This is a genomic window from Enterobacter sp. CRENT-193, assembly GCF_002787395.1.
Lineage (GTDB): Bacteria > Pseudomonadota > Gammaproteobacteria > Enterobacterales > Enterobacteriaceae > Enterobacter > Enterobacter hormaechei_C.
The window spans coordinates 4,066,758-4,078,696 of record NZ_CP024812.1 but is presented as its reverse complement, the minus strand read 5'-3'; the positions used below and the strand labels follow the sequence as shown (position 1 = coordinate 4,078,696).

Genomic DNA, 11,939 nt, shown 5'->3' with positions numbered 1-11,939 from the left:
TAACCCATTAATCACTCCCCCTTTAGAGGGGGAGTGATTCAAAATTCATTTTACAGGATGTTGGTAAGGAGAAATAACCGAAACTGTCAGCAGGTAAAAATGAAAAAGTTAATTTTGTTGTTATTGATAATAAGCCAAAGCGCACTGGCAAATTGTTGGGATAAAGCGGCGCATTATTATCATGTCGATCCTTATTTACTGTACGCGATAGCGAATGTGGAATCCGGTATGAATCCGTATGCGGTTGGGCAAAACCGTGATGGCACGCGGGATGTCGGGCTGATGCAAATCAACAGTTCGCATTTTACCGCGCTGGAAAGCAGAGGCATCGACGAATATCGATTAATCACGGAGCCGTGTACTTCGATCATGGTCGGGGCTTCTATCCTTTCCGGGATGATCAGGGTGTATGGCTATAACTGGGAAGCCGTTGGCGCGTATAACGCCGGACTGAAAAAAGAAAATTATCCGCAGAGGATGAAATATGCCCATAAGGTCTGGGCCAAATATCAGCAACTGAAATTAGCAGCACGTTATTAACGTTTTTTATTTTTGAAGAATTCCTGAAGGTGTTCTTCGAAAAGTGAAAACAGCTGAATGTGGTTTATGTATTAACGGAGTAATACCTAAGCCGGGATATTAACATTTAATTTGAAACGAACAGGAAAACTGAAATGAACAAAAGGACGTTACTGAGTGTACTCATTGCGGGAGCCTGCGTGGCGCCATTCATGGCCCAGGCTGCGAATCTGAAGGAGACCAGCAGTGAGCCGTACACCATCAAAGCCAGCGATCTGGCGAAGAAAGAGAAGGAACTGACGGACTTCCCGCTGATGGCTTCGGTTAAAGAGACCATCCAGACGCTGGATAACGCGCAGGTCGAACTGATTGAGCCAGGCCGGGCGGCGAACCCGGACAACGTTAAACGCGTTGAAGGGATTGTGAAAGCCAGCGACTGGGAATATCTCTTCCCGCTGCGCGCCCAGGCCTATACCTACAGCAACTTCCTGAAAGCCGTGGGTAAATTCCCGGCGCTGTGTAAAACCTATAATGACGGTCGTGACAGCGACGCCATCTGTCGCAAAGAGCTGGCCACCATGTTTGCCCACTTTGCCCAGGAAACTGGCGGCCACGAAAGCTGGCGTCCGGAAGCCGAATGGCGTCAGGCGCTGGTCCACGTACGTGAAATGGGCTGGAGCGAAGGGCAGAAGGGCGGTTATAACGGCGAATGTAACCCGGACGTCTGGCAAGGACAGACCTGGCCTTGCGGTAAAGATAAAGACGGCGATTTCCTGAGCTATTTCGGACGCGGTGCGAAACAGTTGTCTTACAACTACAACTACGGTCCATTCTCTGAAGCGATGTACGGCGACGTGCGTACGCTGCTCGACAAACCTGAGCTGGTGGCGGACACCTGGCTGAACCTGGCGAGTGCGATCTTCTTCTTCGCCTATCCGCAGCCGCCAAAACCAAGCATGTTGCAGGTGATCGACGGTACATGGCAGCCGAACGACCACGATAAAGCCAACGGTCTGGTTCCGGGCTTTGGTGTGACCACCCAGATCATCAACGGCGGCGTTGAGTGCGGCGGCCCGACTGAAATTGCGCAGTCTCAGAACCGTATCAAATACTACAAAGAGTTTGCAAACTACCTGAAAGTGCCTGTTCCGGCGAATGAAGTGTTGGGTTGCGCCAACATGAAGCAGTTCGACGAAGGTGGCGCAGGCGCCCTGAAGATTTACTGGGAACAGGACTGGGGATGGAGCGCGGATACCCCGGACGGCAAGACCTACTCTTGCCAGCTGGTGGGCTACCAGACTCCGTTCAGCGCCTTTAAAGAAGGTGACTACAGCAAGTGCGTGCAGAAGTTCTTTAACGTGAAAATCGTTAACGATGATGGTTCTTCCGTTACCCCGGACGAAACCCCGGTCACGCCAACACCGACGCCATCTGGCGATGAAACGCCAGCGCCAACACCAACGCCGGATGAAACCCCGGTCGAACCTGTTGTGGTGAACCACGCGCCGGTTGCGCAGATTGCCGGTCCGATCGGTGCAGTGGAAGCAGGTGCGCAGGTTTCTCTGAGTGCGGAAGGCTCCACCGATCCTGATGGCAACAAACTGACGTATACCTGGCGTTCCCAGGATGGTCAGACTGTTACCGGTCAGGACAAAGCGGTTGTGACCTTCACAGCGCCAGAGTCTGCGACGGCGCAGCAGTATGAAGTGAGCCTGACCGTCAGCGATGGCGAGCTGAGCAGCACCACGTCTTACCTGCTGAACGTGAAAGCGAAAGCGGCAACGCCATCCGGAGAAGATACGTCTTACCCGGCATGGAGCGCGAACAGCAAGTACAACGCCGGTGATATCGTGAACAACCACGGTAAACTGTTCCAGTGCAAACCGTTCCCGTACAGCGGCTGGTGTAACAACTCTCCAACGTACTATGAACCAGGCGCAGGTCTGGCATGGGCTGAAGCCTGGACGGCTCTGTAAAAGCAAACGGCAACCCCCAGGGTTGCCGTTTTAGTGTCTGCACCCTCTCCCTGTGGGAGAGGGCCGGGGTGAGGGCATCAGTCCGCACTCTCTGTTTTTTGCCGGGTGGCGCTGCGCTTACCCGGCCTACATGAGGCAGGAACGCTTACCGGTGCAACTTCCCGTGATCCCGTAACCACGCCGCCGTACGCACTATCCCTTCATCCAGCGAGACAATCGGTTTATATCCCAGCTCGTTCTCCGCCCGAGAAATATCCAGCGTAAAATCAAAGTTGAGCTTCGACACACCGTAATGCGTCAGCGCAGGCTCTTTCGCCGATTTGCTGCCAAAACGCTCCATGCTGCGGGCAATCATGTCCAGCATTGGGTAGGGAACGGAACGGATCCGGCAGTCGATTTTTAATTCGTCAATCAGCCTTTGCACAATGCTGCGCAGGGTACAGGGTTCGCCGTTGGTGATGTTATACGCGCGCCCCGACACCAGCTTATCGCATTCCGGCTGGCTCGCCAGCCACATGGCGTGAACGGCATTTTCGTAATAGGTCATGTCCACCAGCGCATCGCCGCCGCGCGGTAACAGCACGCTGCCGTAGTGATGCATCATCTGGGCCAGTCGCGGGATGAAGACTTTGTCGTGCGGCCCAAACAGGCTCTGCGGACGCAGCACGGTAAAGCGGGTGTGCGGGTTTGACTGGGCCAGCAGGTCGATCACCTCTTCGCCCGCCGCTTTACTGCGGGCAAACTCACAGGCAAAGCGCGCCGGGCGGAAATCTTCCTGAATATCACGATGGTGGTGATAGTCGAAATAGAGCGACGGAGAGGAAATATGAATAAAGTTACGCACGCCCCAGGCGACGGCCCATTCACCCAGACGGCGCGTGGCGCGCACGTTGGCGAGATCAAAGGCTTCCTGGGTACCCCACGGGGAGGTAAAACTGGAGCAGTGCCACAGCGTATCGATACCGGCGAGCATCACCTTGGCCTGAGAGGAGACCAGCTCCGTCAGATCGGCATGGACAAATTCAGCGCCCATTTTTTGCAGGAGCTTACCCATCGCCTCATTGCGACCAGTGGCCCTCACGCTGATGCCTTTGTTGCGCAGAAACTCGACCGCATTTCGGCCTAAGCCGCTGGTCGCCCCGGTAACCAGTACCTTCATAACAATCCACTGTGTTGAAAAGAATTTCGTGCGCATTCTTTCGTGAATTACGATGTGTTGCAATGGGAAAGGTGAAAGATTAAGAGTTTTATTTAGTTATTTTCCCGCTTTTCTTCTGCCAGTAGCGCAATCCGTTTCGCCATTCCGCGGAAGATAAACAGGTGTGCCGGGATCATCAGCAACCAGTAAAACAGACCCGGCATTCCGTGCGGATGCCACCATGCCCGAACGTCCAGTTCACGATGGTCGCCCTTGTCCTTCAGGGTGAAGCAGAGCCGCCCCAGCCCCGGCGCCTTCATGCCAAACAGCAGCGCCAGCTGTTTTTCCGGCTCAACGATAATCACCTTCCAGCTGTCGACGGTATCGCCCACCTTCAGCCAGGGATGGGCAGGGCGCCCTTTTGCCAGCCGGTGACCGACCAGCAGATCCAGCGCGCCGCGCGTTTGCCACAGAATATTGCCGAAGAAATAGCGCTCTTTGCCGCCAATCTGGTTCACAACTTCCCACAGCGCTGCCAGGCTGGCCGTGGTTTTGACCGTACAGCCCGCCTGTTTCGGATAATAGCCGTACTCGGGCCGCCAGCGGGCAAACGCCTGCGCGTCGTAGCCCCAGTCGCTGGAGTTCACCAGCTTCTCTTCTTCTTTCAGCGTATTGCGTACGGCATCGTCGAAGGGGATCAATTCCTGAGGGATCAAGGCACGCAGTTCACGATCGTCCGCCAGCAGATCGTGCTTCAGTCCCTGTATAAGCGCTTTGGCAGTCGTCGGCGGCACGGAGGTGATCACATTCAAAAACCACACCGAAATCCAGCGGGTCGGGAAGGGGATGGGGATCAGCCAGCGGCGGCGGCCGCTCACCCGCATAAAATGTTCGAACTGCGCCTGATAGCTCAGCACTTCCGGGCCTGCCGCCTCCAGCACGCGATGCTGCTCCGCCGGGTGATCCAGCAATGCCACCAGATAGTGGAGTAAATTCTCCAGTGCAATGGGCGTGGTGCGCGAGCGTACCCAGCGCGGCGGCGTCAGCACAGGCAGGTTGTAGACCATATCGCGCATCACTTCGAATGCGGCGGACCCCGCGCCGACGATGATCCCTGCCCGGAGTTCGGTGACGGGGATACGGGCGCTTCGCAGCGTTTCTGCCGTCAGCTGTCGGGCGCGCAGATGATCTGACTGCTCGTTCTCAGGCGCCTGGAGTGAGCTTAAAAAAATCACCTGCTTCACCGGCGTTTGCCGCAGCGCATCACGAACGTTCATCGCCACCTGACGCTCGTGGGCGATAAAATCGCCGCCTTCGCCCATGCTGTGGACAAGGTAGTAAAGCGTATCGACCCCTTCCAGCAGCGCAGGAAGCGCTTTCGGCCAGTTAAGGTCAACGTTGTGACACGTCACGCCAGGCAAATGTAGCTTTTGCAGGCGTTCCGTGTTGCGTGCCGCTGCCAGCACCTGGTGCCCCTGCTGGCTTAACGCAGTGGTCAGATGCTGACCGATATACCCGCTGGCGCCGAGCACCAGAATACGTTGCGGCACGGTATGCTCCTTAACGCTGTAAAAACGCCTGCCAGTGTTTCACCACCTCGGTCAACTGCTCGCGGTTAACGTCAAGATGCATCACCAGTCGCACGACCGGGGAGGCGTTGATCAGCACGCCTCGGGCTTTCATAAAGTCGCCCAGCGCGGCAGCATGCTCATCGCCGACGCGGACAAACAGCATGTTGGTGTCGTGTCGCATGACATCAGCGCCGATTTCACGCAGCTGCGCTGCCATCCACGCCGCATTATCGTGATCGTCTTTCAGGCGTGACACGTTATTTTTCAGGGCGTACAGTCCGGCAGCCGCCAGAATACCCGCCTGACGCATCCCGCCGCCGGTCATTTTGCGCCACCGGTTGGCGCGTCTGATGTAGTCTGCGCTGCCAACCAGCAGGGAACCTACCGGCGTGCCCAGCCCTTTAGAGAGGCAAATGGTGAACGAGTCGCAATATTGGGTGATCTCTTTCAGCTCGCAGCCGTACTCCACCACGGCGTTGAAGATACGTGCGCCGTCAACGTGGAGGCCGAGCTTGCGCTCGCGGGTAAAATCCCATGCCGCTTTCAGGTATTCGCGCGGCAGGACTTTACCGTTATGGGTGTTTTCGAGGCTCAGCAGTTTAGTGCGGGCGAAGTGAATATCGTCGGCTTTGATTTTCGCCGCGACTTTGTCCAGCGGCAGCGTACCGTCCGGCGCAGCATCGATCGGCTGCGGCTGGATGCTGCCGAGCACCGCCGCGCCGCCGGCTTCGTACAGGTAGTTATGCGCCCCCTGGCCAACGATATACTCTTCGCCGCGCTCGCAGTGGCTCAGCAGCGCCACCAGGTTAGCCTGCGTGCCGGTGGGCAGGAACAGAGCAGCCTCTTTACCGCTCAGCTCGGCCGCATAGCGCTGGAGTTCGTTGACCGTCGGGTCATCGCCGTAGACGTCGTCCCCGACCGGGGCGGCCATCATCTCTTCGAGCATGGCGCGGCCCGGACGGGTAACGGTATCACTACGTAAATCAATCATGGCATGTCCTTATATTTAAAAAGGCGATGCCAGATGTTTTACCTGAGCCAGTTGGTTTTTGCCAGTTCGATCACCTCGTCACCGCGCCCGCTGATGATGGCGCGCAGCATGTAGAGGCTAAATCCTTTGGCCTGTTCCAGCTTGATTTGAGGCGGGATCGCCAGCTCTTCTTTGGCGACCACCACATCCACCAGCACCGGGCCGTCGATGGCGAAGGCGCGTTGCAGGGCGTCGTCCACCTCTGAGGCTTTCTCCACCCGAATACCGGTGATACCGCAGGCTTCGGCGATGCGGGCGAAGTTGGTGTCGTGCAGCTCGGTGCCGTCCGTGAGGTAGCCTCCGGCCTTCATCTCCATCGCCACGAAGCCCAGCACGCTGTTGTTAAAGACCACGATTTTCAGCGGAAGCTTCATCTGCGCCACCGACAGGAAATCCCCCATCAGCATACTGAACCCGCCGTCGCCACACATCGCCACCACCTGACGTTCCGGTGCCGTCGCTTTTGCGCCCAGCGCCTGCGGCATGGCGTTGGCCATTGAGCCATGGTTGAACGACCCAAGCAGGCGTCGTTTGCCGTTCATTTTCAGGTAGCGTGCTGCCCAGACGGTGGGCGTACCCACGTCGCAGGTGAAGATGGCATCGTCGTCGGCGAAGTGGCTGATCTGCTGCGCCAGATACTGCGGGTGGATCGCTTTTTCGCTCGGTTTGGCGAGATCGTCCAGCCCCTTACGCGCATCGCGATAGTCGCTCAGGGCTTTATCGAGGAATTTGCGGTCCGTTTTTTCTTCCAGTAGCGGCAGCAGGGCGGCGAGGGTGGATTTGATATCGCCGATAAGCGCCATATCCACCTTGCTGTGCGCGCCGATGCTGCCGGGATTAATGTCGATCTGGATAATTTTGGCATCCGTCGGGTAGAACGCGCGGTACGGGAACTGAGTGCCGAGCAGGATCAGCGTGTCGGCGTTCATCATGGTGTGGAAGCCGCTGGAAAAACCGATCAGCCCGGTCATGCCGACATCGTACGGATTATCGTATTCAACGTGCTCTTTCCCGCGCAGGGCGTGCACCACTGGCGCCTTGAGCTTGCCGGCAAATTCCACCAGCTCTTTATGCGCACCGGCGCAGCCGCTGCCGCACATCAGGGCGATATTGCTGGAGTATCGCAGCAGTTGCGCCAGCTTTTTCAGCTCTTCTTCGGCAGGGGTAATGGTTGGCTGTGGCGCAGAGTACCAGTGGGTGGTGGCGGTTTCAGGTGCGGCCTTCAGCGCCACGTCCCCCGGCAGCACAACCACCGAAACCCCGCGATTCAGGATCGCCTTACGCATGGCTATCGCCAGCACCTGTGGGATCTGCTCCGGTGATGAGACCAGCTCGCAATAGTGGCTGCATTCACGGAACAGCTCCTGAGGATGCGTCTCCTGAAAATAGCCGCTGCCGATTTCGGATGACGGAATATGTGCGGCAATCGCCAGCACCGGAACATGGTTGCGGTGACAGTCGAAAAGACCGTTGATAAGGTGCAGGTTTCCCGGTCCGCAGGAACCTGCACAGACGGCGAGTTCGCCCGTGAGCTGCGCTTCGGCACCCGCGGCAAAGGCGGCGACCTCTTCATGGCGGGTGGGCATCCATTCAATGGTCTTCATCTTGTTGAGGCTGTCGCTGAGTCCGTTCAGCGAATCGCCGGTGACGCCCCAGATACGCTTTACGCCAGCCTGCTCCAGGGTTTTCGCTATGTATGCAGCCACGGTTTGTTTCATGGTGGTCCTTCTCCTTTATGTGATATCGCTTACAAGCTTAGAAGAAAGTCACTGTATTGGCTGCCTGGTATTCCATACGCACAGGCAGTAGGCACAACGTAGGCCGGGTAAACGTAGTGCCACCCGGCAAAAAGCCCGGTGGCGCTGACGCTTACCGGGCCTACAGGTGAACCACGACAGATTATGCGAGCACAAGATCGCCCTGCGGATGGCACGAACATGCCAGCACATAGCCCTCGGCAATTTCCGCTTCGGTCAGCGTCATGGTGCTGGTGACCGTGTACTCACCGGAAATCACTTTGGTCTTACAGCAACCGCACACCCCGGCGCGACAGGCCGCCACTACCGGCACGTTGTTGCTTTCCAGCGCTTCAAGCAGCGTGGTGCCCACGCGGCCAAAGAAAGTCTGCGCCGGTTGCAGCTTCGTGAACTTCATCCCGCTGGTCGCCGCTGCCGCTACAGGCGTGAAGAACTGCTCTTTGAAGAAGCGGGTCACGCCGAGCGCTTTCACTTCTTTCTCCACGATCTCCATATAAGGCGCCGGGCCGCAGGTCATCACGATGCGGTTCGCAATATCCGGCACGCTTTGCAGCAGCTCGCGGCTCAGGCGCCCCGCGACAAAACCGTGCGTCGCGTTGTGCTCAGCCACCAGCGTCACCGGATAGTTGCGCCATTCTTCGGCAAAAATCACATCTTCCGGGGAACGCACGCTGAAAATCACCTGCACGTCGGCCTGAGGACGGTATTTCGCCAGCCAGCGACGCATCGACATAATCGGCGTCACGCCACAGCCTGCCGCCAGCAGCAGGAATTTATCTTCCGTCTTGTCGTCACAGGTAAACTCGCCCTGGGCGTCAGACAGCCAGATGTAATCCCCGCGCTTCACGTCCCGGGTCAGCCACTCGGATCCTGCGCCGTCATCAATACGACGGACGGTGAGCGTAATGTATTCGCTCACGCCCGGCGTGGAGGAGAGGGTGTAGGCGCGCAGGGTATCCGCCGAATTACGCACGCTAACCAGCGCATACTGACCTGGGCGGTACGGGTAGTAGTCATGGCACAGCAGCGACAGCGTCCACACATCCGGCGTCTCCTGATGGATGTGATGAACCTGCATCCGCCACGGACATTGTGAGGTTGGCATGGTCATGAGTTACTCCTTACGCGCTCAGCAGTTGCTTCATATCATCTTCAACGTTGGTCACGGAACGCAGACCAAATTTCTCGTTCAGGATGGCCAGCAGGTCCGGCGTCAGGAAGCCTGGCGCAGTCGGCCCGGTGACGATGTTGGTCACGCCGAGAGAGAGCAGGGTCAACAGAATAACGATCGCTTTCTGCTCGAACCAGGAGAGCACCAGCGACAGCGGCAGGTCGTTCACGCCGCAGCCCAGTTTCTCTGCCAGCGTGACCGCCAGAATGATGGCTGAATACGCATCGTTACACTGACCCGCATCCACCAGGCGCGGCAGACCTTCGATGTTGCCGAAGTCCAGCTTGTTGAAACGGTACTTACCGCAGGCCAGGGTCAGGATCAGGCAGTCTTCCGGTACGCGGGTGGCGAAATCGGTGAAGTAGTTACGTTCCCCGCGCGCGCCGTCACAGCCGCCGATAAGGAAGATGTGACGCAGTTTTTCACGGCTGACGAGGTCAATCAGGGAATCCGCCGCACCCAGCAGGGTTTCACGGCCAAAACCGACGGTGATGAGGTGCGGGATTTCGCTGTACGGGAAGCCTGCCATCTGCTGCGCCTGAGCGATAACCGGACCGAAATCGTCGCCTTCAAGGTGGCTCACGCCCGGCCAGCCGACGATGCTGCGGGTCCAGATACGGTCGTCATACGCGCCGACGGTCGGGTCGATGATGCAGTTAGAGGTCATAACAATTGGGCCAGGGAAGCGGGCGAACTCCACCTGCTGGTTCTGCCAGCCGCTGCCGTAGTTACCGATCAGATGCTTAAATTTACGCAGCTCCGGGTAGCCGTGCGCGGGCAGCATTTCGCCGTGGGTATAGACGTTAACGCCAGTGCCTTCGGTCTGCTTCAGCAGGTTGTAGAGATCTTTCAGGTCATGACCGGAGATCAGGATGCATTTGCCTTCGGTCGCTTTGACGTTGACCTGCGTTGGCGTTGGGTGGCCGTAGGTGCTGGTTTCACCGGCATCCAGAATACTCATCACTTTGAAGTTCATCTGGCCGATTTCCATCGAGCATTCCAGCAGGGCGTTCATGTCGGAAGGCCAGGTGCCCAGCCATGCCATGATTTTGTGGTACTGGGCGTAAATAGCGTTATCGTACTGGCCGAGTACGTGCGCGTGCTCCATATAGGCCGCAGCACCTTTCAGACCGTACAGGCACAGCAGGCGCAGGCCGAGGATGTTCTCGCCAATTGCCGCTTTGTCCTTATTTGGGGTGAATTCTGCGGCCTGACGCTGTAGCTCGCCCAGGTCGTCGCTCACCAGCTGTAGCTCCGCCATCGGGTTGTCCACGCGGGCGCTGGCGTCGGCATTCAGGCACTGCGCTTTCAGGGCTTCACGCAGGGCAATCGCTTCGCGGGCATAGCCCACAATGCGTGGAGAATCGAAGTTAACGTTGGTCAGCGTGGAGAAAAATGCGCGCGGCGCAAAGCTGTCGACATAGTGATCGACAATGCCATATTCACGGGCTTTGAAGGCCCAGGCGGACAAGCCTTGCAGCGCCGCAATCAGCAGATCCTGGAGATCGGACGTTTCTGCGGTTTTGCCGCACATACCCTGCGCGTAAGAGCAGCCGTTGCCTGCTGGGGTACGGATGGTTTGTTCACATTGCACACAAAACATAATCACACCTGTTAAAGTTATATTTGAGATACATGTTTAAGGTTATGCCTGTGCTACAGCAGAGAAAAGTGCTTTCTTATACTAAGTGGAGGGTTATTGATTTAGCGCAATTTTGGCGGCAGGTTCACTACCGCCAAAGCAGTATCAGGCTGAGAAGAACGCCATCAGAATGGGTACCAGCAGGCTCAGAATAAAGCCGTGTACAATGGCGGCAGGAACCATCTCCAGCCCTCCCGAGCGCTGTAACACCGGCAGGGTAAAGTCCATTGAGGTGGCCCCGCACAGGCCCAGCGCAGTAGAGCGGCTGCGGCGTACCAGGCCGGGGATCAGCATGATGGCTATCAGCTCGCGCGCCAGATCGTTAAAGAAGGCGGCGCTGCCGATCACCGGACCAAACGATTCGGTCAGCAGAATACCTGAGAGCGAATACCAGCCGAAACCGGACGCCATCGCCAGGCTGGTTTTCAGCGGCAGATCGAGAATAAAGGCGTTAATCACTCCCCCCGCCAGTGAGCTGGCCACAACGATAACGGCAACCATCATGCCCCGGCGGTTAAGGACAATCTGTTTCAGCGTCATGCCATTATTTCGCAGCTGAATACCAATCAGGAAGAGCAGGAAAATAAGCGTATATTCGCTGGCTTCCGTTGCGTGCTGTAAAAATGCCCAGCCGGTCAGACCCAGTAAAAAACCGAGTACCACCACGCCGCACAGCTTTAATGATTCCAGCGCCATCGCAATACGGGAGGGAAGCTTTTCCTGATGATGGTGATTTTTCCAGGGAATAGTGCGTTCCAGCCAGAACAGCGCGGCAATATTGCACAGCAGAATAACCACTACCGTAACCGCAGAATAATGCAGGATGGAAAGCAAGTTCGTCGCCAGATTATCCAGGAAGGCCAGGCTGATCCCCATAAAGAACAGAATGACGTAAACAATCCAGCTGAGAAAACGATTAATAAGCTTTAAGGCCGATTCATGACGCAGCGGAATAAGGTAGCCCGCAATCAGGGGCAGAAGAATGATGAGGAGTCCTGAGAACATGAACAGCCGGTCCTTTTGAGTATCAGTTAAGCGCCAGAGACACTACCCAATAAAGGCTGTGAGGTAAAGCTACAAAAAAAGCCGGGTGGCGGCTACGCCTTACCCGGCTTGTCTATTTGGGGTGGTGCGG

Annotated in this window: 9 protein-coding genes; 2 read left to right on the top strand and 7 right to left on the bottom strand. The window is 56.9% G+C overall.

From position 1 onward, the window contains the following. Positions 1 to 99 precede the first annotated feature (99 nt). Positions 100 to 540 carry a type III secretion system invasion protein IagB gene (gene iagB / locus CU081_RS20375; RefSeq protein ID WP_022650708.1) on the top strand — a complete coding sequence of 147 codons (441 nt, stop codon included), beginning with the start codon at positions 100 to 102 and terminating at the stop codon, positions 538 to 540. A gap of 134 nt (positions 541 to 674) precedes the next feature. Then, positions 675 to 2,495 carry a chitinase gene (locus CU081_RS20370; protein ID WP_022650709.1) on the top strand — a complete coding sequence of 607 codons (1,821 nt, stop codon included), beginning with the start codon at positions 675 to 677 and terminating at the stop codon, positions 2,493 to 2,495. Between the two features lie 145 nt (positions 2,496 to 2,640). On the opposite strand, the gene CU081_RS20365 is transcribed toward CU081_RS20370, so the two are convergent. The 7 genes from CU081_RS20365 to CU081_RS20335 form a co-directional block, all read right to left on the bottom strand. Then, the gene (locus CU081_RS20365) at positions 2,641 to 3,654 is read right to left on the bottom strand and encodes an NAD-dependent epimerase/dehydratase family protein (protein WP_017384852.1); all 1,014 of its coding nucleotides are present in this window, start codon (positions 3,652 to 3,654) and stop codon (positions 2,641 to 2,643) included. Positions 3,655 to 3,746: 92 nt separating this feature from the next. Continuing rightward, a complete protein-coding gene (locus CU081_RS20360) occupies positions 3,747 to 5,183 on the bottom strand; it encodes an SDR family oxidoreductase (RefSeq protein WP_022650710.1) in 1,437 nt (478 codons plus the stop codon). Positions 5,184 to 5,193: 10 nt separating this feature from the next. Beyond that, positions 5,194 to 6,195: a low-specificity L-threonine aldolase gene (gene ltaE / locus CU081_RS20355; RefSeq protein ID WP_022650711.1), complete on the bottom strand. Its 1,002-nt coding sequence runs from the start codon at positions 6,193 to 6,195 to the stop codon at positions 5,194 to 5,196. A 38-nt stretch (positions 6,196 to 6,233) separates the two neighbouring features. Continuing rightward, positions 6,234 to 7,952 (bottom strand): ubiquinone-dependent pyruvate dehydrogenase, encoded by a 1,719-nt coding sequence (gene poxB, locus CU081_RS20350; protein ID WP_017693711.1) that lies wholly within the window; start codon positions 7,950 to 7,952, stop codon positions 6,234 to 6,236. Between the two features lie 181 nt (positions 7,953 to 8,133). Beyond that, positions 8,134 to 9,102, bottom strand: coding sequence for an NADH oxidoreductase (hcr, locus tag CU081_RS20345; protein WP_003858333.1), 969 nt, complete (start codon positions 9,100 to 9,102; stop codon positions 8,134 to 8,136). Between the two features lie 10 nt (positions 9,103 to 9,112). Continuing rightward, positions 9,113 to 10,765 carry a hydroxylamine reductase gene (hcp, locus tag CU081_RS20340; RefSeq protein WP_017384847.1) on the bottom strand — a complete coding sequence of 551 codons (1,653 nt, stop codon included), beginning with the start codon at positions 10,763 to 10,765 and terminating at the stop codon, positions 9,113 to 9,115. Between the two features lie 144 nt (positions 10,766 to 10,909). Continuing rightward, the gene (locus CU081_RS20335; protein ID WP_022650712.1) at positions 10,910 to 11,809 is read right to left on the bottom strand and encodes a lysine exporter LysO family protein; all 900 of its coding nucleotides are present in this window, start codon (positions 11,807 to 11,809) and stop codon (positions 10,910 to 10,912) included. Positions 11,810 to 11,939: the final 130 nt, after the last annotated feature.

Bases quoted from the DNA above. Each gene is read 5' to 3' on its own strand.
- ltaE (WP_022650711.1), bottom strand. From the start codon at position 6,195: ATGATTGATTTACGTAGTGATACCGTTACCCGTCCGGGCCGCGCCATG.
- poxB (WP_017693711.1), bottom strand. From the start codon at position 7,952: ATGAAACAAACCGTGGCTGCATACATAGCGAAAACCCTGGAGCAGGCT.
- CU081_RS20365 (WP_017384852.1), bottom strand. From the start codon at position 3,654: ATGAAGGTACTGGTTACCGGGGCGACCAGCGGCTTAGGCCGAAATGCG.
- CU081_RS20335 (WP_022650712.1), bottom strand. From the start codon at position 11,809: ATGTTCTCAGGACTCCTCATCATTCTTCTGCCCCTGATTGCGGGCTAC.
- iagB (WP_022650708.1), top strand. From the start codon at position 100: ATGAAAAAGTTAATTTTGTTGTTATTGATAATAAGCCAAAGCGCACTG.
- CU081_RS20370 (WP_022650709.1), top strand. From the start codon at position 675: ATGAACAAAAGGACGTTACTGAGTGTACTCATTGCGGGAGCCTGCGTG.
- hcr (WP_003858333.1), bottom strand. From the start codon at position 9,102: ATGACCATGCCAACCTCACAATGTCCGTGGCGGATGCAGGTTCATCAC.
- hcp (WP_017384847.1), bottom strand. From the start codon at position 10,765: ATGTTTTGTGTGCAATGTGAACAAACCATCCGTACCCCAGCAGGCAAC.